Raw genomic sequence first — 24,618 nt, 5'->3', positions numbered from 1 at the left:
CAGTTGCAGGGTCGGGCGGCGATCAGCGCGAACGCAGGGTCCACTTGCCATCGCCGATCAGGAACAGCACCACCAGCGCCAGCGCCCAGAACGCCGGGTATTCCCAGCCGCCGCCGGCATTGGCGAAGCCGAAGCCGTTGGCGCCGTGCACGGTGGCGATGGTGCCCAGCAGCAGCGGCACGCCGATCAGGCCCACCCAGCGCGCGTAGATGCCCAGCAGCAGCGCGGCGCTGATCACCAGTTCGACGCCGAGGGTGAGATAGCCGAGTACCCCAGGCAGGCCCAGCGATTCGAAGAACGCGGCAGTACCGGCCGGGGTGAACACCAGCAGCTTGGTCAGGGCGTGGACCAGGAACAGCACGCCCAGGGCCAGGCGCAGCAGGGTGGCACCGTAGGGGGCCAGCGACGAGACAGGAGCGGTCGTGGTGTGCATCGCAAAACACCTTGAGGGGAGTGGAGACAGGTTATTGCGCGTTCGTGGACCGATAAATACGATCGTTTGACCGTATTTATTTCAAAAGGCGCAACAATGGACACTCTCGAGGCGATGCGCGTGTTCGTGGCGGTGGTCGAACGCAATGGCTTCAGCGCCGCCGCCCAGGCCCTGGACCTGTCCACCGCCGGCGTCACCCGCCAGGTCGCTGCGCTGGAAAAACGCCTGTCCACCCGCCTGCTCCACCGCACCACGCGCCGGGTCAGCCCGACCAGTGCCGGCGCCGCCTACTACGCGCAGTGCGTGCGCCTGCTGGCCGAGTTCGATGCGCTGGAGGCCAGCATCGGCGCGCAGGCACTGGAGCCTTCCGGGACGCTGCGCATCAACGCCCCCGTCAGCTGGGGCATCGCCCGCCTCGGCCCGCTGCTGGCCCGCTACCGCGAGCGCTTCCCGCAGGTGGAACTGGACCTGGCCCTGTCCGACCGCCTGGTCGACATGGTCGAGGAAGGCTACGACGTGGCCATCCGCATCACCCGCGAACCGAGCCCGGCGCTGATTGCGCGCCGCCTGGGCGAGTCACGGGTGAGCCTGTGCGCGGCGCCGGCCTACCTGGCCGCGCGCGGCACCCCGCAGCATCCGCAGGAGCTGCAGACCCACGCCTGCCTGAGCTACAGCTACTGGGCCGCCGGTGACCACTGGCCGCTGCAGGGGCCTGGCGGCGAGGTCAAGGTCGCGGTGAACAGCCTGCTGCACGCCAACAACGGCGACGTGCTGCGCGAAGCGGCGATCGCCGGCATGGGCGTGATCCTGCAACCGGATTTCCTGCTGGAAGACGCGCTGGCCGATGGCCGCCTGGTGCGCGTGCTGCCCGAATGGGAGGCCTCGCCGATCGGCATTTTCGCCGTCTATACCAGCCGCAGCCACCTCGCACCGAAGGTGCGCAGTTTCATCGACCATCTGGTGGAAAGCGGGGTGTAGCCGAGGCTGGCGTTTGCCGGTAGTGCCGGCCGCTGGCCGGCAATCAGACACCTCCCGGTCCTGGGCGAATGTCGGCCGCCGGCCCGCACTCCCACTTAGGCGGCGACTTCATCCAGCGCGTCGATGATCCGCTCCAGCGGCGCCGGCCGCCCCAGCAGATAGCCCTGTACCTGGTCACAGCCGTGCGCGGCCAGCCAGTCCAGCTGCCCCGGCGTTTCCACGCCCTCGGCGATGATGGTCAGGCCCATGCTGTGCCCCAGCGACAACAGCGCGCGGCAGATCGAGGCATTGCGTGGGTTGGTTTCCACGTCGGCGACGAAGCTGCGGTCGATCTTCAGGATGTCCAGCGGCAGGTGCTGCAGGTAGGACATGCTGGAATAGCCGGTGCCGAAATCATCCAGCGACACGCGGATGCCCTGCTCATGCAGGCGCTGCATGGTCTGCATCGCCTGCGCCGGCTTGCGCATCAGGCTGCTCTCGGTCAGCTCAACGTGCAGCGCGCCACGGGCCAGGCCGAAGTCCTGCTGGGCACGGATGAATTCGGCCACCAGATCGCTGTTGAAGAACTGCACCGCAGACACGTTGACCGCGATCGGCAGCTCGCCCCACCCGGCGTCGACCAGACGGCGCTGCGCCTTCGCCGCCGCGCGGATCACCCAGCGGCCCAGCGCCAGGATCAACCCGGTGTCCTCGCACAGCTGGATGAACTCGTTGGGCGGGATGAAGCTGCCATCGGCCTGCGGCCAGCGCAGCAGTGCCTCCAGCGCTGCCGGACTGCCGTCGCTGGCATGCCGGATCGGCTGGAAATACAGCTGGAATTCGTTGTCGATGGCGGCATGGATGCGCCCGGCCAGGCGCAGGCGGTCGGCCAGGCGCGTGGTCACGGCCGCGTCGAACCAGACCACCACGTTGCCCTCGGCGCGCGCCGCATGTGCGGCCTGCGCGGCCATGCCGATCACCTGCTCGGCCGTGTGCCCGTCACCGGCGATGTGCACGGCCACGCCGATACGCGGCTCGAACTGGTGCAGCGAGTCCTTGCCGCGCATCGGCGCCGACACGATCTGCAGCAGGTCGTCCAGCACGCGCTGGGTATCGTGCTCGGCACCGATGGCGAACACGAAGTCCTCGGCCGGCTGGAACGCCAGCGTGCCACAGCGCGCGCCCAGGCCCCCGAGCCGGGTCGCCATCGACTGCAGCACCGCATCACCGATCTCGCGACCGAGCGTGTCGGCCACCAGCTGCAGGCCGCGCAGCTGCACGAAGGCGATGGTATAGCCGGCGTCCTGCTCGTCCAGCTGCTCGGTCAGGGCGCGCACATTGAGCAGGCCGGTGGCCGGGTTGTGCCGTGCCTGGTACGCCAGGTCGCGCTCGTAGGCCAGCCGCTCGCTGACATCCTCGGCCAGCACCAGGCACGCAGGCTGCCCATCGAAATCGAGCTTGGACAGGTGTGCGCGCACCTCGAACACACTGCCGTCCTTGCGCCGGTGCAGGCGCACGGTCGCGTCGGGCGGATCGCCCACCTGCGCCCGCTGGATGGCACCACGCACTTCGTCCCAGCCTTCGCGCGGGCGGATGTCGAGGATGCTCATCGCCAGGAACTCGTCGCGGCTGTAGCCGTACTGGCGCACCGCAGCGTCGTTGACCTCGATGAAGCGCAGCGTATCCGGGTCGAACACCCAGAACGGCGCCGGATTGCGGTCGAACAGCAGGCGGAAGCGGCGTTCCACTTCGCTCATCTGCTCGCGCGCCTGATAGCGTTCGCTCAGGTCGGTCAGTGCGCCGATCATGCGCCGCTCGCTGTCGGCCACTTCCACCCGCTGCCCACGCGCGCCGACCCAGCGCACCTCGCCTCCGGGCAGCACCAGGCGGAACACCTGGTCAAGCACCGCGCCGCCGGCGAAGGCCTGGTCGAACGCCTGCTGCAGGCGCGCGGCATCATCGCGATGCACGCGCGCGAAGAAATCCGCAACCGGCAAGGCGTCGGTCTGTACCCCAAAGATCTCGCGGGCCAGCGGCGACCAGCGCAGCAGCGCGGCGTCCTCATCCACGTACCACGTGCAGACACGCCCGACCTGGTGCGCCAGGCGCAGCTCGGCATGGCCGGCCTTCAGCTCCTCGGCCATCGCCTGCTGGCTGCGGGTACTGCGGCGGACGGCGTACAGCAGCACCAGCAACACCACGATGTAGGCCAGCACGATCGCCACCGAGGCCTGCAGGTACGGCCACCAGGGTGCCAGCACGTCCTCGTCGGCCAACCCGACCTGTACCGCCAGCGGACTGCGTTCGAGCGTGCTGATGGTGAGGATGCGCGGCACGCCGTCGACGACGCCGGGCATGCTGCCCAGCTCGACCACTGCCTGCGTGCCGAGCAGGTCCCGGCGCGGCAGGTCATAGCGGCGGCCCACCGTGCCATGCGGATCGGGTACGCGGGCCAGCATGTAGCCCTGGGCATCGCTGATCGAGACCAATCCGTTGGGGCCGACATCCAGGCCGCCGACGATGCGCTGCAGTTCGCCACAGCGCAGCCGTGCCAGCAGCCAGCGCCCATCGGCCATCGGCAGCGCCAGCGGGACCACCCAGCCCCCGTCGCTGGCGCGCTGCGGCGGGCCGATGTACAGCGCGCTGCCCGGGCCGCGCCGTTGCGGATCGGTCCACAGCGGCAACTGCAGGTCGCCCTTGCCGGCCGTCAATGCGCGGCCATAGCTGTCGAGCACCACGATGCTGTGCAGTTCGGCGTGCCGGCGCAGCACGCCGCCGATGGACGCATCGAGCAGGGCCGGCGCCTGCGCCGGCACACTGCGGAACAGTTCCGCGGCATCGGCGGCGATGCCGGACATGGCCCGCTCCAGGTTGCGCAGCTCCAGGGCCAGCAGGCGCTCGCTGCCCACCGCCAGCGCGCGGCTCTGCCGCTGCGCCGCTTCCAGGCGGCGGTGGTGGTCGTTGACCAGCATCAGGGTCAGGCCGGCCACCAGCAGCACGCCCAGCAGCACGCCGCCCCAGGTAATGGCGCGCAACGGCCGGGCCAACGCCCGCTTCAGCGCGGGCATCGGTTGATGTTCCTTGTGCAGTCGGCTGGCTTCATGCGCGAACGAATCCTCCACGTCCCCGACCTCAACGGCCGGCGGACGCCATTCTTGACGCCTGACCCCGTCCTGCATGGCCACCTCCCCGTGTCCGCGCAGGGCTCGAGGGTCCAGCATGCACCACCCCGGTGACGGCGTGAAGATCGCCTCTGCGCGTTCAGCCAGATCCTGCACAGGGCAGGCGCCGCTGGGGAGCGGCCAGCGGCGCTGGAGCGGATTAGACTTGGTGTTTTCCGCCGCAAGAGAAGTCCATGTCCAAGCTGCGCCGTCCCACCCTGGCGCTGGCCATCGTCGCCAGCCTGTCCCTGGCCGCCTGTGACCGCCCGGCCGACCCGGCCGCCACGGCCACCGCCCCGGCCGACGCCGCCCCCGCTGCGGCCAAGCCGATGCTGGGCAGTTTCGGCTTCGATGCCAGCGGCATGGACCGCAGCATCGCCGCCGGCGACGACTTCTTCGGCTTCGCCAACGGCACCTGGGTGAAGAACACCGAGATTCCGGCCGACCGCTCGCGCTTCGGCAGCTTCAATGTCATTGCCGAGAAGACCCTGGCCGACACCCGCGCCATCCTGGAAGGGGCTGCCGGCAACACCCAGGCCAGCGGCGACGACAAGCTGATCGGCGACTACTACGCCGCCTACATGGACGAAGCCGGCATCGAGCAGCACGGTCTGGCGCCGGTGCAGCCGCAGCTGAAGGCCATCGATGCGATCGCCGACAAGGCCGGGCTGGCGCGCGCCCTCGGCGGCGACCTGCGCGCCGACGTCGACCTGCTCAACGCCACCAACTTCTACACCGACCGCCTGTTCGGCCTGTGGGTGTCGGTGGACATGCTGCAGCCGGACCGCACCGCGCCGTACCTGGTGCAGGGCGGTCTGGGCATGCCCGACCGCGATTTCTACCTGGGCGATGGCCGCATGGCCGAGCTGCGCAAGCAGTACCAGGCCTACATCGCGCAGATGCTGCAGCTGGCCGGCGTCGCCGACCCGGCCGGCAAGGCGCAGCGCATCCTCGCGCTGGAAACCAAGATCGCGCAGGCGCATGCCACCCAGGAAGAAACCAACGACGTGACCAAGGGGGCCAATCCCTGGACCCAGGCCGACTTCAATGCCAAGGCGCCGGGCCTGGACTGGAACGCCTTCCTCGATGCAGCCGCACTGGGCAACCAGCAGGACTTCATCGTGTGGCAGCCCAAGGCCGTGGCCGGCCTGTCCCGGCTGGTCGCCACCGAGCCGCTGGACGCGTGGAAGGACTACCTGGCGTTCCACGCGCTGGACCGTGCCGCCGCTTACCTGCCGAAGAAGTTCGCCGACGCCCGCTTCGCCTTCCATGGCACCGCGCTGAGCGGCACGCCACAGCAGAGCGATCGCTGGAAGCGCGCGGTGGACGATGCCAACCATGCGGTCGGCGAGGCCATCGGCAAGCGCTACGTCGAGAAGCACTTCGACGCCAGGACCAAGGAACGCGCGGACGAGATGGCGAAGAACATCATCGCCGCCTTCAGCAAGCGCATCGACGCACTGGCGTGGATGTCACCGCAGACCAAGGCACATGCCAAGGCCAAGGTGGCCGGCTTGACCGTGGGCATGGGCTATCCGGAAAAGTGGCGCGACTACACCGGCCTGGAGATCCGTCGTGATGACCCGCTGGGCAATGCACAGCGCGCCGAGCTGTTCGAGTACCAGCGCAACATCGCCAAGCTGGGCAAGCCGGTCGACCACAGCGAGTGGGCGATGCTGCCGCAGACCATCAATGCGATGAACGTGCCGCTGGAAAACCGCCTGGTGTTCCCGGCCGCGATACTGCAGCCGCCGTTCTTCGACGGCGCCGCCGACGACGCGGTGAACTACGGTGCGATCGGTGCGGTGATCGGCCACGAGATCAGCCACGGCTTCGACAACGCCGGTGCGCTGTTCGACGAGACCGGCAAGCTGCACAACTGGTGGACCGACGAAGACCTGAAGCAGTTCAACGCGGCCGGTGATGCACTCGCCGCGCAGTTCAGCAGCTACGAGCCGTTCCCCGGCGTGCATGTGAACGGCAAGCTGACCCTGGGCGAGAACATCGCCGACGTGGCCGGACTGGGTACCGCCTACGATGCCTACCAGCTGTCGCTGCAGGGCAAGCCGGGCCAGACCCTGGAAGGCTTCAGCCCGGACCAGCGCTTCTTCCTCGGCTTCGCCCAGGCATGGCGCAGCAAGAGCCGCGAGCAGGCGCTGCGCAATTCGCTGCTGACCGACGTGCATGCACCGGGCCAGTTCCGCGCGCTGACCGTGCGCAACATCGACGCCTGGTATCCGGCGTTCGAGGTGAAGGAAGGCCAGAAGCTGTACCTGGCCCCGGACAAGCGGGTCAAGGTGTGGTGATGTAACCGGGACGGGCGCCGCAAGGCGCCCGTTTCATTTCAGGTGGCGGCCAGCCTTGGTCGGCACATGCATCGCTCTGGTGGGTGCCAACCTTGGTCGGCACAGGGTGGGAATCCACGCATGGCGCGGATGAAGCTCTATCGCGCAACCCGTACCAACCACGGTTGGCACCTACCTGGGAACGGCGGGCCACGCCCGCAGGATCTCCACCGGCACGCCCATGCGCGCGCAGGCATGGCTGGCCAGGCCATCGGGCAGCGCGCGGCGGAACAGCGGTGCCATACCCTGCATCAGCTTCGCCGATGCCGCCGCCTGCGCGCGCTGGCGGCCGCTGCGCTCGAGCATGCCTGCGGCCCAGTCCGGCAGCAACGCCGCGCCCGCCCCCAGGAACACGTCGCGCGACAGCCCCGGCACCGGGACCGGCAGGCGCACGCCGGACAGCACCTCCAGCACCTCGCGCGAGCGATCATCCACGCGCAGTTCCGGCTGCCGCGCGCAGAAATACGCCGCCACCTCCGCTTCGCTGCGCGGGACATCCACCGCACCCAGCGCCTCGGCCACGCAGCGGTACTCATCGTAGTAGCGGTCGGCGATGTGCGCGGGGACCTCGCGCCCATAGCGGCGGAAGCCCTGCAGGAACCCGAAGGCTTCGGTCACGTGCACCCAGGTCAGCAGTTGCGGATCGTTGGCGGCATAGGGCTCGCCCTGCGCGGTGCGGCCGCGGATCTGCGCGTGGATGCGGCGCACCCTGGCCACCAGCGCTTCCACCTCACCGGTGGGCGCATAGCTGGTGCCGGCCACGAAGGCCGTGGTGCGGCGCAGCCGGCCCACCAGGTCCTGGCGGAAGTTGGAATGGTCGTAGACCCCGGCCAGCGCGCGTGGGTGCAGGGTCTGCAGCATCAATGCGCACAGGCCGCCGGCAAGCATCGACGGCAGCTCGGCATGCACGCGCCAGGTCACGCTGTCCGGGCCGAACCAGCCCGGATCACCCTGCGGATGGTCGTAATCGATGCCGCTCTGCCCGCGCGGGAAGGCCTCCAGTACCCAGCGCCGGATCGGCGCGGTCACGGGGCGGGAGAGTCGCTGCAGCAAGGCCGGCATCACAGGTCCAGGGAAGGCGGAGGAACGGTCGCATCTTGCGCGGTCGGCCCCGATTCTCGGCGATCACGGCGCCGACGGCGAGTCTTCGCACTAAGCCACGGTTTCATGTGCGGCCGCAGCACGTTTCACCCTGCGACATCCTGTCGCAGGCTGCGACTGCGATGATGCAATGCATCAATTTTCACCCGCGCCGGGCAAACCCTTGCGCCGCTTGGCATTGCCCCCGTTGCACGGCCCGCTGGAAGTGCTAGAACTGGACCTGCCACACCGTCCAATGCTGATCGACGCACGTTCCACAAGGAGCCAGCCATGATTGCTTTGTTCAAGGGTTTGGGAATTCTGCTTCGCGACAACGAGCTCTACAGCAGCCCGTTCGACAAACAGGTGGCGCACTGGCGCAACCTGAGCGAGCAGCAGATCCGCGATGAAGTGGCGGTGCTGGCCCAGGCGAAGTGCCAGTGGCTGATCGCGTCGATCGTTGGCTGGCAGGCGGCCTCGCTGCTGATCCTCGGCCTGATCGCCAACTACCTGTGGCGCGACGATTTCCATATCACCTTCACCCGCGTGGTGATCGTCTTCGGCTCCTGGGTCTCGATCCTGTTCGTGATCTGGTTCATGGCCAACATGTTCGATCAGCAGGCCGGTTTCGAGCGCTGGATGAAGGCCTTCAACAGCCGCGCGCGCATCAGTTCCAAGGCCGACAGCGTCGAGCACGTGGCCGAGGCGCTGGACCTGGCCGAGCACTACCCGGAAGTGCTGGACTACAAGCAGGCGGTCACCGCCAAGCGCGAACTGCGCCACGAGGACATCCGCATCATGACCGAGATCGGGCGGATGAAGCAGCACTCGGAACTGGTCGGGCGCCTGAACCACGTCGGCGAAACCGAACACCATCACGAGCTGACGCTGCAGCCTGCCTACTGACCCGTCAGGGTAGCGGGGGGATCCACACTGCCACCGTGATCACTCACGGCGGCAGTGTTCCATCGGGTCCTGGCTGACGCACTGGCGGAAGCCGTCGGGCAGGTCACGCATGGCCTCGGTCTTGCCCACTGCAACAGTGAACCGGCGCAGCGGTGGCGTGGTGCACGCGGCATCGGGGCTGCAGGCCGGATCAAGCACCAGGTAGTGGCAGGCGCCACTGCTGCTGGCGATGCACTGGAAGCGGGCTTCGCCCTCGACCACCGTGCTCTTGCTGTACAGCGTATCCACGCCGTTGGCCTGGGTCCGGGTGATCGAGGTGTTGCGGGATTTTTCGCAGCCGGCCAGTGCCAGCACGGCCACGCACGCAATCAGTAGACGGGACATGTTCGCTCCTCGGTGCAGGGGCAGTGACGGTGCGGCTACATGCCGCGGAACAGGCTCATGAACGGCTGGCTGACCACCAGCGTCTCCGTGCGCCCGCGCAGACGCAGTACGCCGCGCCCGGTATCGTCGCGGCTGACCGCCGCCACCGCCTTCATGTTGACGATGGTCGAACGGTGGATCTGGCGGAAATGCTGCGCATCGAGCACTTCCAGCAGCTCGCGCAACGGCGTGCGCAACAGGCTCTCGCCAGCAGCGGTGACCACGGTGGTGTACTTGTTGTCGGCGCGGAAGTAGGCCACGTCCTCGAGCATGATCAGCTGCGTCTCGCGCCCGTTGCTGGCGGTGATCCAGGCCAGCGGCGGGCGCTCCGCCGCGCCCTGCGGGGTGCCCAACCGCTGCAGCAGGCGCTCGAGCACGGCATCGTCCTGCCGCGTCGACGGCAGCCGCGACAGGATGCGCTCGCGGGTCGCCAACAGGCGTTCGTCGCTGACCGGCTTCAACAGGTAATCCATCGCGCCCTGCTCGAACGCGTCGATGGCGTACTGGTCGTACGCGGTGACAAACACCACCTGGGTGCGCGGGCTCAGCTCGGACAGCGAACGTGCCACCTCGATGCCACTGATGCCGGGCATGCGGATGTCGAGGAAGGCGATGTCCGGCTGTTTCTCGGCCAGCTGCTCCAGCGCGCTGGCGCCGTCCTCGCACTCGGCCACCAGCTTCAGCTCCGGCCACAGCCGGCCCAGCTGCTCCACCAGTGACTGCCGCAGCAGCTCTTCGTCTTCGGCGATCAGGGCTTCAAGCGGCATGGCTGCGCTCCTTGGGCGACTGCGGCAGGGTCATGGTCGCGGCCACGCCGCTGGGGAAGTTGGCCACGATCGCCACGCCGGCCTGCTCGCCGCAGGTCAGGCGCAGGCGCTCGCGCAGGTTCTTCAGGCCGATGCCGGTACCGCTGGTACCGTGGCCGAAGCCGAGGCCATCATCGGCCACGGTCACGGTCACGTGGTCGTCGAAGCCGCGCGCCAGGATCCAGATCGTACCGCCGCCGGGCTTGGGTTCCAGGCCGTGCTTGATCGCGTTCTCCACCAGTGTCTGCAGCGCCATCGCCGGCAGGTGGACGCTGTGCAGTTCGTTGGGCACCTGCACTTCCACCGCCAGGCGTGCCCCCATGCGGATGCGCAGGATCTCCAGGTAGGCGCGGGTGCGTTCCAGCTCCACGCCCAGCGTGGATACCGACTCGTCCACCTGCGGCAGCGAGCTGCGCAGGTACTGGATCAGGTGGCCGAGCATCTGCTCGGCACGCGCCGGATCGGTGCGGGTCAGGACCTGCGCGTTGGCCAGCGTGTTGTACAGGAAGTGCGGTTCCACCTGCGCGTGCAGCAGGTTCAGCCGCGCCACCGACAGTTCCTTTTCCACCTGCGTCTGTTCGGCCGCGGCCTGCTCGTCGCGGCGCTGGTCACCGACGCGGCGGCTGATCGCACGGGTGACCGCTTCGGCATTCTCGTAGTTGCTGCCTTCATCCAGCGCCAGCAGGTCGGCCCACCAACCCGCGTCGGGTTCGAACAGCAGGGTCACGGTGCTGGTGCCCTGCCCCGGTGTCACCGTGGCCAGCACGCTGTTGCGCTTGATCGCCAGCCGCGCCGGCAGGTTCCAGCGCGAGGGCTGGCGACCGTTCCAGAGGTCGACCCGGCGGACATAGGCACGCACCTGCAGGCTGCCGGCCGAACTTTCCACGTCTTCCACGCGGGGCAGTTCGGAGATCGCCGCCTCCACCACCGAGAAGGCGTGGCCGGCGTCCATCGGCAGTTCGATCTGGCGGCGCTGGCGGCCGGACAGGGTGGTGGCATCCAGGCGACCGGCCACCAGCCAGACCCGGCGGATGTGGGTGATGGCACTGCCGAGCGCGGAAATGATCAGGAACATCGCCAGCAGCCCGAAGATCCAGCCCGGGCCATCGTTCATGCCACTGAAGATGCCGCTCCAGACCATGCCCGCGACGAAAAGCGCCGCAGCCCAGGCCAGCAGGTGACGGAACAGGAGTGAAAGGCTGGCGAACACGGCGGCGCCTTGGAGGAAGAGGGTGAGCCGAGCATAGGGCGGCCGGCCGGGCAAACAAGCGGCCTGCGACGAAGGCCGGGAAAGTGGCGATGGAAGCCGTTATGGAAACGCCGGGCACGGCCCGGCGTTTCCGGGGGCGGCAATGCCGGCCAGCGGCCGGCACTACCGGACGCCGTTATTTGCGCTGGCCGGCGCTGGCGTCACGCACGGCGCGGAACGCCTCGTCCTTGCTCCAGTTCGGCCAATCGCGGGAATTGGCCAGCTGGTTGCCCAGCGTGTACAGCACTTCCAGGTCGCGGGCGGCACCGGCGAACACCCAGTCCGGCTGCCATTCGTCGCCCTGCTGGTGATAGCGCTTGGCGGTGTAGTCCTCGGAGGCCTTCTTGCCTGCGGCCACGCCACCGTCCACCCAGTCCTGGCCGGCCGACCAGGACAGCGCCGGCACGCCACGCTTGGCGAACGGGAAGTGGTCGGAGCGGAAGAACAGGCCCGCTTCCGGCTTCGGGTCCGGCGTGTAGCGGATGTCCCACCCCTTGGCCACGTCCTTCAGCTGGTCCAGCAGCTCGAAGCGCGCGGCACCGTAGATGCCGAAGTCACGCGACGGGCCGAACGGCGCCATGCCGTCCATGTTGATCACCGCCACGGTCTTTTCCAGCGGGTACAGCGGATGGGTGGCGTAGTACTCCGAACCCAGCAGGCCCTTTTCCTCGGCGGTGACCGCCAGGAACAGCAGCGAGCGCTGCGGGCGCTTCTCCTTGGCGAAGCCACGGGCCAGCTCGACCAGCGAGGCGGTGCCGCTGGCGTTGTCCAGCGCGCCGTTGAAGATGCGGTCACCCCGTGCATCCGGCTCACCCACGCCGATGTGGTCCCAGTGCGCGCTGTAGATGATGGTCTCGTCCGGATGGCGGCTGCCTTCCAGGCGCGCGGCCACGTTGTGCGAGGTGATCACTTCGGTCTTCACCGCGTACGTCGCGTCCAGGCTGGCGCCGGTCAGCGGCACCGGGGTGAAGTCGCGCTGCTGCGCCTTCTTCTTCAGTGCCTCGAAGTCCTGCCCGGCCGAGCGGAACAGCTCCACGGCAAGGTCGCGCTGGATCCAGCCTTCCAGCAGCGGGTGGCTTTCTGCCGGGTTGTCACGCACCACGTCGAACATGGTGTTGGTGTTGGAACCGGCCACGGTGGCCCAGCCGTACGACGCCGGTGCGGTCTCGTGCACGATCAGCACGCCCAGTGCCCCCTGGCGGGCGCCCTCCTCGTACTTGTAGGTCCAACGGCCGTAATAGGTCATGCCCTTGCCGTCGAAATCACCCTGGCCGGTTTCGAAGTCCGGGTCGTTGATCAGCACCACGGCGATCTTGCCCTTCAGGTCCACGCCCTTGAAGTCGTCCCAGTTGCGCTCCGGTGCCTTCACGCCGTAGCCGAGGAACACCAGCGGGGCCTTGCTGATGTCGACGCTGCTGGCGCCGTTCATGGCCGCGCGCACGGCGATCTGCTTGCCCTGCTCCAGTGCAACGGTCTTTCCGCCCTGGTGCAGCGCCAGCTGCGGCGTGCCGACGATGTCGCCCTTGCGCAGCGGTACGGCCTGGGTCCACAGGCGCTTGCCGTCCTTCAGGTCGCCGCCCGGCTGCAGCCCGGCATCGGCGAACTGCTTGCTGAGATAGGCGATGGTCTTCGCTTCGCCAGCGGTGGCCGGCGAGCGGCCTTCGTAGGCATCAGAGGCCAGTTCCTTGACGTCGGCGGAGATCCGCGCGCCATCGAATTTCGGGGTGGCCGCCATCAGTGCGCTCGACACCGACAGGGCCAGCACACCCAGTACCGCTCGTTTCATTGCTCTCTCCAGCAGGAAAATCCTTCTGGAGTGTAATGGGATTCGGCAGGGCTGCGCCCTGCACCTGCGGTAGTGCCGGCCGCTGGCCGGCAACGTCGGGGGCAACAGCCGAAGCAACAGCGGCATTCCCTGGGATGGCGGGTCGGTCCCGCTGCTGTTGCTGGCTGTCGACCCGGGTCGACACGGACGAAAACACGAAGGGGTCAGAGCCCTTTCCCGGCGGGAAAGGGCTCTGACCCCATCTGTGTGTTGCTTGGGCGTGTTACCAGTTCGGGTCTTCGGCCGGGGCGGCAGCAGGCTGGGGCTTCGGCTTGGCGGCCGGGCGGGCGGCGGCAGCCGGGGCCGCCGAAGCGGTCGCGCTGGCGGCGGCAGCGGGCTTGCTGCCCAGCTTCTGGCGCAGTTCGATCTGGCCCGGACGGAACCCGCCGCGCATCGCGTCAACGCCGTCTTCAAGCGTGCCGTAAGAAGTCTGTGCAGCCACGCGGTCGATGCGGATGGTGCAGCACGGGTGTTCGCTGCGGCCCAGCGAGCGGCCGGTCTGCGGGTCCTTCAGTTCCTCGCCCAGGCGCACGGCCTGCCAGCGCTGGCCGGCCTGCAGGGTCTCGCCGCCCTGGCTCAGCACCACCTGGTCACCGTCCACCGATACCACCGATACCGGGAACAGCGTGGTGACGATGGTGGTACCAATCTGGCCGGACAACGATTCCATCATCGCCGCAGCCATGTTGCGGCCGTTGACCACGCGCGGCAGGGTGCTGGGGCCGGTCGAGGCCAGCTGGTGGTCGAAGCTGTCGGACATCACCACCTGGCCGGTGGTGGCGTTGATCAGGCGCAGGGTGATGCGGCCGCCACCGGAATACGAGGTCACCTGGCGGTCGGACATGCGCAAGTTGCGCACGCTGCGCGGGTACTCGAAGCGTTCGATGGTCGGGATCAGGATCAGGTCGGTCGCCAGCTGCTGGCCGACGCGGGCCGTGTCCTGCAAACGCACGTTGCCACTGTTGATGTGGTCGATCTCGGCCTGCAGTTCGTCGCCGAACTCGCGGTCCAGCACGATGAAGCGCTGGGTCTGGGTCAGCGTGTCGGACAGGCGCGCGCGGATCGCGTCGGCCACTTCATCGGCACTCACGCGTCCATCCCCCACGGCATAGCTGCCGGCCCTGGTGCGCGGCAGCGCGACCACGATCTTCGGCTTGCCCTGCTCGTCCGGTGCGCGGTACTGGGCAATCTGTGCACGCACGCGCACCTTCCAGTAGCTGCGCATGCTGCGGTGGTTCACGTCCGAATCGAACGAGCGTGCGCCACGCTGGGCATCGACGCTGACCTTCTCGTCGTAGCTCTCCTTGACGCTGGCCGAGGCACCGCCGCCCTTGGCCGTGGCCTCGCCGGACGCGCTGGCCGAGGCCGAACCCTTGAAGCTCCAGCCTTCGTCGCTGGCGCGCACGCGGGCGATGGTTTCTTCATCCAGCTGCCGCACTTCATCCTGCGACAGGATTTCATAGCCCAGCACTGCGCCCTGCGAGCCGGCGATCATCTGCTGGGTGAACGCGTCGGCGCGGATATCGCCGACGTGTTCGTCATCCACGTCCACATGCAGGCCTGCACGCAGGCTCTGCATCTGGCTGGCCACGCGTACGCCGTTGACCTGCGCCACCGCCGACTGCAGTGCCGCCAGCACCGCCAGTTCCGGGGTGCTGCCGATGCCGTCGGCCTCGCGCGCGACCTGGGTGGTGCCGCCGAAATCCGGCGTGCCACGCAGGGGCGCTGCTTCCACTGGCGCATTGCTGGCCAGTGCACTGGTTGCCTTTTCCTTGGCGGGTGCGGGCGCATCGGCGGCCGGGGTGTCCTGCTTGCCACAGGCTGCAAGCAGCACCGTGGCCAGGCCCAGGCCGATCAGGCGGGAGGTCGTACGCATGGGGTTGAACCTCGGATCAGATCGAGTCGAGCATCGAATCGGCGTTCGACGGCACCTTCACCTTGCTCTTCTTGGCGAAGGTCACGGCCGACTTGGTCGAGCCGTACAGGCCCTGGATGAAGCCCGGCGATTCCTTGGCAACCCAGGCACCTGCCGCCAGCTTGCGGCCAACGGTCGCCATCTGGGTTGCGCCCAGGTTCTTCATGCCGGCAGTGAAGTTGCTCGCCTCGCCACCGAGCTTCTGCGCTTCGGCGGCCGACGCCAGCAGCGAGACCAGGCCTTCGGCGTAGTGCTGCTTGGATTCAGCGTTCAGTTCCGGCTGCGCGGCCTGGCGCTCGTTGATCGCGGCCTGGGCGGCTTCACTGACCGACACCGACTTCTTCATCGCATCGACGCTGACCGAACCCGACGACAGCGCCTGGCGCTCGGCTTCCAGCAGCTGCACCTGCTCGGCCAGGCCGAAGGCGCGGGCGAACGAGGTCTGGGCCTGCAGCGAGTGCGACTGCGAGCTGACGAAACGGCGCACCAGCGCTTCCTGCGCGGCTTCGTCCGGAGCGGCGGCGCTGGAGGCGCTGCTGGTGGAGGAACCGGTGGCGGCACCGGCCAGGTCCTTCAGCTTGCCCAGGCCGGCGTGCGCCGGCATCGACAGGGTAGCGGCGGCGATGGCCACGACAAGAGCGGTATTGCGGATCATGAGGATGTCCTTTGGGAGAGACGGCCGCGGTGCGGCACGCGGGGAATCGGTGAACCCCGGGGCGATGCCAAGCGAGCTCGGCACCTGCCGGGGACGGCGGATCAGCGGACCGCCTTGACGTTCAGTTCGTTGATCATCTGCTGGGCCGCCTTTTCGGCGGCCAGCTGCAGGGCATTGGTACGGGCCACGGTTTCGTTCGGGCCGGTACCGGAGAACTGCACCGGGCCCACCGACGACACGGTGCGCGGGAAGCGGCCGGTCACATCCAGCACCTTGCCGGTGACGGTGACGAACACGCGGGTGTTGCCACTGGCCGGATCGCGATCGCGCATGCCGACGTCGAGCGTGCCGACGGCGATGTAGGGGATGTTGGCCGCGCGGATGCCGTTGGCGGTGTCACGCAGGGTGGCCGGGGCCAGGTCGTTGCCGGTGCTGAAGTCCTTGCGGATGCGCTCGATGCTGAGCAGGCCGCGCGACTCGCCTTCCACGTACTCCGCTTCCACCACTTCGTAGCCGGCAGCACTGAAGGCACCGGTCATCGCGGTGTTGACTTCGGCGGCGTTGGCCACTTTCCAGGTGATGTTGTCGGCGCGCGCGGTGGTGCTGCCGCCGCTGGTGACCGACACCGAACCGTTCTGGTTGATGCTGCCGTTGGTGCTGACCGAGTTGCCGCGGAAGCTGTCGCCTTCGCGGGTGTTCTCGCTGTAGCTGCTGCTGGCGTCGACGCGGCGGTATTCCTTGTCCTGGAACGACTGCACGGTGTCCTGCGAGCGCGCCATGAACAGGAAGGTCAGCAGCGAGCGCTGCGCGGCGGTGGCCCCGGCCACGGCCGAACCCGCATCCAGCTTGGTCTGCAGCAGGGTGGTGTTGATCTCGGCGCGGACGGTGACGGTGTAGGTCTTGGCCTTCTTGTCTTCGGTGTCCGACAGCTGCACGGCGCTGAGCACGTAGCGGTCGATCTCGCCGATGAAATCGGCGCGGCGGGCTTCGAACAGGCGCAGCTTGGCCGCACCGGTTTCGGCGATGTATGCCTCCAGTGCGTTGACCTTGGCCTTGTTCAGGGCCTGGGCGCGGGTATCGGCGCTCAGGCGCAGGCCGTAGCTGGCCGAGCCGGTGCCGCGCGAGCTGGCGGTCTGTGCAGCGACCGGCGAGGCCACCACCAGCGCGATGAGGATGAGCAGGATGGTACGCATCAACGACATGACTTGATCAACTCCTGGAGGGCTTGGGTCTGCTGCTGCAACGGGCGGCCGCCCGGCTTCTGTTCGTCCAGCCACGCGCGCGAATCAGCGCGCCTGGCAGCGGCGCCGGCGAAGGCGTCGAGCCCGGCCAGCAGGGTTTCGTAGCTGGCCGACCACTGGTCAACCTGCCACTGCGTGACCGGCACCACCTTGGTGGCCCCCTTGCGCAGCGGCTGTTCGAAATAGACCTTGCCCGAGAACGGCTCGGTCACCTTGGCGGTGAAGAACGCACCGAACAGCATCGTCTTCATCGCCGGGGTTTCCTGGATCACGCCGTTCTTCAGCGCGTCGACCTGCAGGGTGATGACGTAGTCGGGTTCGGGAATCTTCAGCTGGTAGACCTTGCCATCGGCAAAGCGGGCGGCCATCGCACCGCCGATCGCCTGGCCCGAGGCCGGTGGCAGCAGGCCGACGCCGGTGTTGGACGACAGCGTCTTGGACAACTCGTGCGCCAGCGTCGCGCGCAGCGTCGCTTCCCAGCTCGGGTCGGGCAGCTTGGCGCGCACCGCATCGGACAGGGTCACCCCGCCCACCTGCAGGCGGCGCACGGCGGCGTCGGGCAGCCGGGCGTGTGCCAGGCTCGCCGCGAGTACCTGCGACAGGCTGGTCTCGGCGCTGCCGTACAGCAGATCGGCGACGATCGCGTCGATATCATCGTTGTCAGGACGGTAGTCCTGCACGTCGATGCGCTGCAGGGTGAGCGGATAGGAGGCAATCACCTGGCGCTCGCGGAAGTCGAAGAACAGCGCCTGCAGCGCCACTTCCACCAGCACCTTGTACTGGTCGCCGATCGGCTCGACCGACACCAGTTCGCGGTCCAGCGCGGCGGCCAGCACGGTCGCGCTGGTGGTGCCGTCCAGCATCGCCACCGGCTGGTCGATCAGCTCCAGGTGGGCCGGGGCTCGGCGCTTGAGCGACTGTGCCAGCGCCTGGTTGAGCGGGATCAAGCCACGCTTTTCCAGCACGGCGTGCGCATGCGGCGTGGTCGCCTGCACGGCAGCGGCGTCGGCGGTGTAGGCAAACCCGGCCCAGTAAGCCTGCTGTGATTTGTCGGCGGCCTGCACGGCCATCGGCCATACGGCCAGGCACAGGGCACAGGCAAGCAGGCGCGCAAAAGCGCGCGATGCGCTCTTCGTCCTTGAATACATCCAACCGCTCCTCGGTCAATACGCATGGAATGCGGACGCTGATGCGTCCGCTGGGCGCGAAACATAGCCGCTCAGGCGCCCGGCGACAAGTGCTGTCCTTGTCGGCTCAGTCCGTGGGCGGTAGTCCCGCCCGTCGCCGCAACAGTCCGCGCTCGGCGCGGTTCTGGCTGAGTTCGGCGGCCGCGGCAAAAGCGTCACGCGCATCCTGCTCACGCCCCAGTGCCTGCAACAGCTCGCCACGAACCACCTGCAGCGGCGCATAGTCGCGCAGGCGCGCGTCGACCAGCAGGGGTTGCAGCTGCGCCCACGCGGCGAACGGGCCTTCGCTGCGCAGGATCGCCACCACCCGGTTCAATGCCACCACCGGCGAAGGTTGCACCTGCAGCAGCTGTGCATAGAGCGCGGCGATACGCGGCCAGTCGGTAGCGTCGGCGCGCCGCGCAGCCGCATGGCATGCGGCGATGCGCGCCTGCAGGACATAGGGATCGTCGCCACCACCGGCCGCCAGCGCGCGCGCCAGCACCTGCTGGCCGCGTTCGATCTGCAACCAGTCCCAGCGCGCGCGGTTCTGCTGGTCCAGCAGCACCGGCGCGCCCTGTGCATCCATGCGTGCCGCCGCGCGCGAGGCCTGCAGTTCCATCAGCGCCAGCAGGCCCAGTACCGGCGGCACCGGCAGGCGATGGGCCAGGATGCGCGCCAGCCGCAGCGCCTCCTCGCACAACGCCGGACGCATCCAGTCGTCACCGGCGCTGGCCGCATAGCCTTCGTTGAACACCAGATAGACCGCCTCCAGCACCGAGGCCAACCGCTCCGGCATCGCGTCCGCGCGCGGCACTTCATAGGGCACCTGCTTCTGCGCCAGCGTGCGCTTGGCGCGCACGATGCGCTGGGCGATGGTCGGCTCCGGTTGCAGGAACGCACGCGCGATCTCGACGGTGGTCAGGCCACCGAGCAGGCGCAGGGTCAGTGCCACCCGCGCATCGGCCGGCAGCACCGGATGGCAGGCCACGAACATCAGCCGCAGCAGGTCATCGCCCAGGTCGTCCTCCAGTGCCTGGCTGTCATCCGGCGCCGGCAGTGCCGCCGGATGCAGTTCCTCGCCCCACTGCGCATGCTGCTGTGCCACCCGCTGGTGCTGGCGCAGCACATCGATGGCGCGGTTGCGCGCAGTGGTCATCAGCCAGGCTCCGGGGTTGTCCGGGATGCCCTGCTCCGGCCAGCGCTCCAGCGCGGCCAGCCAGGTGTCCTGGGCGAGTTCCTCGGCACGGCCGACATCGCCGCCGAGCAGCCGCGCCAGGCGCGCGATCAACACTGGCGACTCCATCCGCCAGAGGGTTTCCAGACGCTGCGTCAGTGCGGGATCGAGCATGCGCCGATCACAGCACGCACGCCCGGCCCGCACAAGCGCCATGGCTCACGCTTCGACGATGGGCTTGAAGCCGCCCCAGAACATGCGCTTGGTATCGAACGGCATGTCCTTCGGGCCGAGCGACGCCAGCCGCGGGTCGGCCATCACCCTGGCATTGATGCGGTCGCGTGCCGCGCGCGAACGGAACACCACGAACGCAACGATCACCGTTTCGCCGGGCTTTGCCTTGACCGCACGCGGGAACGAGGTGCGCTTGCCCGGTTCCACATCGTCAGCCACGCATTCCATGTACTGCAGCGCGCCATGGTCCTTCCACACCGCGCCGGCCTTGCGGGCAAGGCGACGGTAAGCCGCCACCTTGTCCTGTGGGCACGGCAGCACGTAAGCATCCACGTAAGCCATGAGGGTTCTCCCTTGCGGCGGCGGTCAGCCCGGCTCGCCGTCCATGTGTGCGATTTCCCAGAGATGGCCATCCAGGTCCTGGAAGCCACGCTGGTACATGAAGCCGTAATCGCGCGCCGGCTGCGGTTCGCTGGCACCGGCGGCCAGTGCCTTGTCCACCATCGCGTCCACCGCCTTGCGGCTGTCCGCCGACAGGCAGGTGATCACCTCGGTCTGGCTGCGCGCGTCGGCGATCGGCTTGGTGGTGAACTGCTTGAAGAACGGCTGGGTCAGCAGCATCACGAAGATGCTTTCACTGATGACCATGCAGGCGGCATCGTCGTTGGTGAAGGTCGGGTTGAAGCTGTAGCCCAGCGCGGCGAAGAAGGCCTTGGACGCGTTCAGGTCCTGCACGGGCAGGTTGACGAAGATCATCTGCGGTTGTGGTGCACTCATCGGTAAAGCTCCTGGGTGGATGGAGAAGGCGGTATCAGGGCTGCTTCATGCAGTTGACCATCCACGGCTTGCCGTAGCGGTCGATCAGCATGCCCCAGCGGTGCGCCCAGAACGTTTCGGCGATCGGCATCTGCACCTGCCCGCCTTCGGCCAGTGCAGCGAACACGCGTTCGGCTTCTTCGACGCTGTCGACGTCGACATTGATGGTGGTCGAGCTGCCCTCGCCGCCGCCGGGGCCGTCGGCCGCCATCACGATGGCGTTGCCGATCTCCAGCTGGCTGTGGGCGACGTGGTCCAGGGTTTCCGGCGGCATCTCGTTGCAGCCCGGCGAGCCATCGGACGGCGGCATGTCGCGGTATTTCATTTCCGAAGTGACCTGGCCACCCAGTGCCTTGGCGTAGAACGCCATCGCCTCATGGGCCTGGCCGCTGAAGCCGAGGAAGGGAATCAGTTTCATCGCAATGCTCCGTGTGTGGTTCAAGGGGATGGCGCCGGATCGTGCCCGGCATGGAGATGAATCGGGTCAACCTTCCAGCTGTGCACGCAGACGCTGTTCCTGCTGCTGTAATTCGGGGGTGAAGGCCTCACCGAAGTCTTCCGCGGACATCAGCGGGCGCAGTTCAAGCGTGCCGCCGCTGCCGAACGGCGCACGGCTGGCCCATTCGACCGCCTCCTCCAGCGAGCGCACCTCCCACAGCCAGAAGCCGGCGATCTGTTCGCTGGCCGGGCCGAACGGACCGGCCTCGACCCGGGGGGCGGTGCCACCGAAATGGATGCGGCGGCCGCGCTGGGTGGCGTGCAGGCCTTCGCCGGCCAGCATGATGCCGGCCGCGACCAGTTGCTCGTTGAAGGCGCCCATTTCGGACAATTCCTGTTCGCTGGGCATGCGGCCGGCTTCGGAGTCGGCGTTGGCCTTCACGATCACCATCACTTTCATTGCGGTCTCCCGTGGGACGCGTGGTGCGTGCCCTTCACTGGGTACAACGAACCAGGGGGCGGGGAATCGACACGTCGGTTGGAAATATTTTCTTGCGCGGAAAGCGCGCCTTCGGCGGAGATCGGCGAACGGCGGAGCCCCTCCGTGGTGGGTTTGGGTGGGTCGCTGAAAGCTGGTTTTCTGGGAGTGGGCCGGGCGGGTGGGGTTGGCGGGGACGCCGTGAACCCATCCGTGGGGGCTTAGCCGCGCCATCCATGGCGCGGATACCCCGCCAACCCCACCCGCCCGGCCCCAGACAGATCTCTGCGGCCGCCCCCCCACGGGAAAATCAAGAGAAAAGGCAAAAGCAAAAGCAGCAGCAACGGCGGTTGGCTGGCGGCCTCAGCTTTGCGAGCGAAGCGACCCGCTCTTGCTCTTGTTTGTGATTTTCCGGGGTGGGCGCCGCAGGAAACTGTCCAAGGCCGGGTGGGTAGGCGGGGCGGGGGTGTCCGCGGCATGGATGCCGCGGCCAAGCCCCCATGGATGGGTTTACGGCGTCCCCCGACCCGCCTACCCACCCGGCCAAGCCCAAGCATCACGCTGTAGCGCCACCACGGAGGGGCTCTGCCGTTCGCCGATCTCCGCCGAAGGCGCGCTTCTGCGCTGCAACATGCCCATGCGCAATCCTGCGCGATCATGGACACCCGCCCCCGCCAGGACCGTGCCATGCAGCAGTACCTGCTTCTGATCTATATCGAGCCTGCCCTGCTGCAGGCGCTGCCCACCGAAGAATTCAACGCGCTGATGCGCGACTGCCTGGCGCACGCCGACCAGCTGCAGGCCGAAGGCACGCTGCTGGCCGCCCAGAAGCTGCAGCCAGTCGATACCGCACAGACCCTGCGCGTGCGCGATGGACACAGCCGCGTGCTCGATGGCCCGTTCGCCGAAACCCGCGAGCTGCTGGCCGGCTTCAACCTGATCGTCGCGCGCGACCGCGACGAAGCCATGCGCATCGCCCGCGACTTCCCGTGGGCACGCTTCGGCAGCATCGAGGTGCGGCCGCTGGAAGACATGGACGCCGAGCGCGAACGCTGCGGCGCCCCGGCTGCGGCTATGGCAGCAGCCGCACCCTGATCTCGCGCGGGCCGATGCCTTCGTTGCCGCTGTAGTCGCGCACGCTGGCGCGCACGATGTACTCGCCCGGCGGCAGCGCCGCCGGCTGCCAGCGCCCGGTTTCCATCAGGCCGTCGCGCACGGTGTTGGTGGCCAGGTAGCGGAACCGGGTCACCGCGCTGCCGTGCACGGTGATGCCACTGTCGGGGGCGTAGGCCACCCGCACCGCTTCCTTCTGCGGCGGCATGCGGTTGAACACGATGTTCCAGCGTGGCTGTTCATAGCCCTGCAGCGCCCGGCCACCGGCGTCGAGGATCTGGTAGCCCACCTGGTACATGCCCAGGCGGCGGCGCGGCAGGTTGTTGTCGACCTGGTCCCAGGCCTCGACCACGATCTGCACGCCGCGGCCCTGGCGCGCCACCATCACCACGCCATCGCTGCCGGCGGCCATCGGCTGGTCGTTGTCGTCCAGCAGGGCCACATCGGTGATGCGCGGTGCGAAGTGGTCGGCGTAGCCCTGGAAGCCCAGCGCCACCGCGTTAGTCTCGAAACCACCGGTACCCACCGCCAGGTGCACGTGCGCCTGGTTGTTGATGCTGCCCAGGCGATCACCGACGTGGATGCGCATGCCGCGGCGCACGCGCATCCGCTCCAGTTTGCCCTGCTCGTCGTACAGCGCCTGCCAGCGCGCGTCATAGGGTTCATCGCGCGGAGTGCGGCCGACCCGCATGTGGATGTACTTGAGGCGATCCACGGCCAGGCCCTCGGCCTGCTCGCCCAGGTTCCAGGCCGCCACCGGGCTGCTGATCTTGCCATCGGCGATCGCCAGCACGGTCTGGCCGACATCGCCCCGCACGTCGAAGCCGCCATGCAGGTGGTGGCGGCTCTCTCCGGTGAAGTTGCCACGCACCTCACCCAGCGTGCCAACCACTTCGTGCCAGCCGTCCTGCGGTGCCAGCGGCCAACGGCCCCCGGTCTCCGGCAGCGCGGCATCGGCAGCCGGGCCGACCAGTGCCGGCGCCGGCAGTTCGCCGACCGGCAGCGGGCGCAGGCGATGCAGGCGATAGCTGGCGGCGTCAGCCACCAGCACGCTGCCATCGGCATCCATGGCCAGCCCGCTGGGGCGGGCCAGCCGCGGCAAGCGGCCGTTGCCGACCAGGGCGATCTGATGGCCCAGCGGCGTCACCTGCACGATGCGGCCATCGAGGTCACCCACGTACAGCACGCCGTCGTGCGTGGTGGCCAGCGACAGCGGCCCATTGATCACGCCGCCGGCGGCGACCAGGGTGCTGACCGTGCCGTCGGCGCCTACGCGGCGCACCGCATTGTTGAACAGGTCGGCCACCAGCAACGCGCCCTGCGCGTCGAAGGCCAGCGCCACCGGCGTGTCGAAGCGCGCGGCGGCGCCCGCGCCATCGGCAAAGCCCGGCCGGTCACCCCCGGCCAGGGTGCGCACGCTGCCATCGGTACCGATCACCCGGATGCGATCGTTGAACGTATCGGCCACGTAGACCTGCCCCTGTGCGTCCACCGCGATGCCCATCGGCGCATCGAAGCGGGCCTGCGCCGCAGGGCCATCGGCAACGCCCTGCTCGCCACCGGCCAGGGTAGTCACCTGGCCATCGGCACCGATGCGGCGGATCGCATGGTTGCCCGTGTCGGCCACGTACAGGTTGCCCTGCGCGTCAGCGGCGATGCCCGAGGGCGTATTGAAGCTGGCCTGCAGCGCCGGGCCATCAACGCGGCCCTCGCCCTGCCCGGCCACCGTTTCAACACGGCCATCGGGCAGGCGGCGGCGGATCCGGTTGTTGTCCCCGGCATCGGTGAAGTAGACGCTGCCATCGGCGGTGCGCAGCAGTGCATACGGGTCGGCGAAGCGGGCCTGTGCAGACGCACCATCGCGGTCACCCGGGTGGCCATCGCCGGCCAGCGGCTCGATCTGCGCGGTCCAGGCCAACGGCGTGGGCGCCGGGCCCGTGGGGCCGGCCAGCGTATTCAGCGGTGTATCCCACCACGTTGCAGCCAAGCCCACCGCTGTTGCCAATGCCACCCCTGCCGCCATCCATTGCCACCGTGCCATCGCGTTGCGCCGCCTCTGCCTGCTGTTTGAAGAGGCACCGACAATAGACGCTGCGCAGGCGTTCCGCCACGAACGATCCTGCGCCTGAACGCCAGAATTCGCTTTCCCGCGCTTGTCCTCGCTGGCGGCAGCAGGTTCAATGCGGTTCCCACGGATGGA

Annotated in this window: 21 protein-coding genes; 4 read left to right on the top strand and 17 right to left on the bottom strand. The window is 68.4% G+C overall.

What is annotated here, in order from left to right; translation table 11 throughout:
* Nucleotides 1-22: 22 nt before the first annotated feature.
* Nucleotides 23-433, bottom strand: a complete 411-nt coding sequence (locus tag LRM18_RS16145) for a DoxX family protein (RefSeq protein ID WP_270955024.1) — start codon at nt 431-433, stop codon at nt 23-25.
* A 96-nt stretch (nt 434-529) separates the two neighbouring features.
* Between LRM18_RS16145 and LRM18_RS16140 the strand changes: the two genes are divergently transcribed.
* Nucleotides 530-1,411 carry a LysR family transcriptional regulator gene (locus LRM18_RS16140; RefSeq protein WP_270955023.1) on the top strand — a complete coding sequence of 294 codons (882 nt, stop codon included), beginning with the start codon at nt 530-532 and terminating at the stop codon, nt 1,409-1,411.
* 95 nt (nt 1,412-1,506) lie between these two features.
* Here LRM18_RS16140 and LRM18_RS16135 read toward each other — a convergent pair whose 3' ends face one another.
* A complete protein-coding gene (locus LRM18_RS16135; RefSeq protein ID WP_270955046.1) occupies nt 1,507-4,569 on the bottom strand; it encodes an EAL domain-containing protein in 3,063 nt (1,020 codons plus the stop codon).
* A gap of 176 nt (nt 4,570-4,745) precedes the next feature.
* On the opposite strand from LRM18_RS16135, the gene LRM18_RS16130 reads away from it, so the two are divergent.
* Nucleotides 4,746-6,857: a M13 family metallopeptidase gene (locus LRM18_RS16130; protein WP_049464558.1), complete on the top strand. Its 2,112-nt coding sequence runs from the start codon at nt 4,746-4,748 to the stop codon at nt 6,855-6,857.
* A 171-nt stretch (nt 6,858-7,028) separates the two neighbouring features.
* Here LRM18_RS16130 and LRM18_RS16125 read toward each other — a convergent pair whose 3' ends face one another.
* Nucleotides 7,029-7,958, bottom strand: coding sequence for an oxygenase MpaB family protein (locus LRM18_RS16125; protein WP_270955022.1), 930 nt, complete (start codon nt 7,956-7,958; stop codon nt 7,029-7,031).
* A gap of 309 nt (nt 7,959-8,267) precedes the next feature.
* On the opposite strand from LRM18_RS16125, the gene LRM18_RS16120 reads away from it, so the two are divergent.
* Nucleotides 8,268-8,882, top strand: coding sequence for a hypothetical protein (locus tag LRM18_RS16120; protein ID WP_049464567.1), 615 nt, complete (start codon nt 8,268-8,270; stop codon nt 8,880-8,882).
* 39 nt (nt 8,883-8,921) lie between these two features.
* On the opposite strand, the gene LRM18_RS16115 is transcribed toward LRM18_RS16120, so the two are convergent.
* From LRM18_RS16115 to LRM18_RS16055, 13 genes are all read right to left on the bottom strand, one after another.
* Nucleotides 8,922-9,266: a hypothetical protein gene (locus tag LRM18_RS16115; protein WP_182067883.1), complete on the bottom strand. Its 345-nt coding sequence runs from the start codon at nt 9,264-9,266 to the stop codon at nt 8,922-8,924.
* A gap of 35 nt (nt 9,267-9,301) precedes the next feature.
* The gene (locus LRM18_RS16110; RefSeq protein ID WP_049464569.1) at nt 9,302-10,072 is read right to left on the bottom strand and encodes a LytTR family DNA-binding domain-containing protein; all 771 of its coding nucleotides are present in this window, start codon (nt 10,070-10,072) and stop codon (nt 9,302-9,304) included.
* Nucleotides 10,062-11,321 (bottom strand): histidine kinase, encoded by a 1,260-nt coding sequence (locus LRM18_RS16105; RefSeq protein WP_049439164.1) that lies wholly within the window; start codon nt 11,319-11,321, stop codon nt 10,062-10,064. Before LRM18_RS16105 ends, LRM18_RS16110 begins: the two co-directional genes overlap by 11 nt.
* Nucleotides 11,322-11,496: 175 nt before the next feature.
* Nucleotides 11,497-13,146, bottom strand: a complete 1,650-nt coding sequence (locus LRM18_RS16100) for a M28 family metallopeptidase (RefSeq protein ID WP_053462051.1) — start codon at nt 13,144-13,146, stop codon at nt 11,497-11,499.
* 262 nt (nt 13,147-13,408) lie between these two features.
* Nucleotides 13,409-15,061 carry a CsgG/HfaB family protein gene (locus LRM18_RS16095; RefSeq protein WP_270955021.1) on the bottom strand — a complete coding sequence of 551 codons (1,653 nt, stop codon included), beginning with the start codon at nt 15,059-15,061 and terminating at the stop codon, nt 13,409-13,411.
* A 16-nt stretch (nt 15,062-15,077) separates the two neighbouring features.
* Entirely contained in the window at nt 15,078-15,755 is a 678-nt protein-coding gene (locus LRM18_RS16090) for a hypothetical protein (protein ID WP_049464577.1), read from the bottom strand.
* Between the two features lie 101 nt (nt 15,756-15,856).
* Nucleotides 15,857-16,957, bottom strand: a complete 1,101-nt coding sequence (locus tag LRM18_RS16085; RefSeq protein WP_270955020.1) for a hypothetical protein — start codon at nt 16,955-16,957, stop codon at nt 15,857-15,859.
* Nucleotides 16,948-18,144, bottom strand: coding sequence for a hypothetical protein (locus LRM18_RS16080; RefSeq protein ID WP_270955019.1), 1,197 nt, complete (start codon nt 18,142-18,144; stop codon nt 16,948-16,950). Before LRM18_RS16080 ends, LRM18_RS16085 begins: the two co-directional genes overlap by 10 nt.
* A 106-nt stretch (nt 18,145-18,250) precedes the next feature.
* Complete coding sequence (locus LRM18_RS16075; protein ID WP_057494258.1) at nt 18,251-19,513, bottom strand: sigma-70 family RNA polymerase sigma factor; 1,263 nt, start codon at nt 19,511-19,513, stop codon at nt 18,251-18,253.
* A 45-nt stretch (nt 19,514-19,558) separates the two neighbouring features.
* A complete protein-coding gene (locus LRM18_RS16070) occupies nt 19,559-19,915 on the bottom strand; it encodes a DUF1428 domain-containing protein (protein ID WP_053462048.1) in 357 nt (118 codons plus the stop codon).
* A gap of 24 nt (nt 19,916-19,939) precedes the next feature.
* The gene (locus LRM18_RS16065; protein ID WP_053506710.1) at nt 19,940-20,350 is read right to left on the bottom strand and encodes a VOC family protein; all 411 of its coding nucleotides are present in this window, start codon (nt 20,348-20,350) and stop codon (nt 19,940-19,942) included.
* A gap of 34 nt (nt 20,351-20,384) precedes the next feature.
* Nucleotides 20,385-20,807 carry a VOC family protein gene (locus LRM18_RS16060; protein ID WP_049464589.1) on the bottom strand — a complete coding sequence of 141 codons (423 nt, stop codon included), beginning with the start codon at nt 20,805-20,807 and terminating at the stop codon, nt 20,385-20,387.
* A 66-nt stretch (nt 20,808-20,873) separates the two neighbouring features.
* A complete protein-coding gene (locus LRM18_RS16055; RefSeq protein ID WP_064237554.1) occupies nt 20,874-21,287 on the bottom strand; it encodes a YciI family protein in 414 nt (137 codons plus the stop codon).
* Between the two features lie 705 nt (nt 21,288-21,992).
* Here LRM18_RS16055 and LRM18_RS16050 point away from each other — a divergent pair.
* Nucleotides 21,993-22,400 carry a YciI family protein gene (locus LRM18_RS16050; RefSeq protein WP_049467505.1) on the top strand — a complete coding sequence of 136 codons (408 nt, stop codon included), beginning with the start codon at nt 21,993-21,995 and terminating at the stop codon, nt 22,398-22,400.
* Here LRM18_RS16050 and LRM18_RS16045 read toward each other — a convergent pair.
* Complete coding sequence (locus LRM18_RS16045; protein WP_270955017.1) at nt 22,378-24,459, bottom strand: gluconolaconase; 2,082 nt, start codon at nt 24,457-24,459, stop codon at nt 22,378-22,380. The genes LRM18_RS16050 and LRM18_RS16045 overlap by 23 nt on opposite strands.
* Nucleotides 24,460-24,618 lie beyond the last annotated feature (159 nt).

Source organism: Stenotrophomonas sp. PI_27 (assembly GCF_027854495.1).
Classification (GTDB): domain Bacteria; phylum Pseudomonadota; class Gammaproteobacteria; order Xanthomonadales; family Xanthomonadaceae; genus Stenotrophomonas; species Stenotrophomonas pavanii.
The sequence above is the reverse complement of the archived record's forward strand: the minus strand, read 5'-3'. Positions and strand labels throughout refer to the sequence as shown.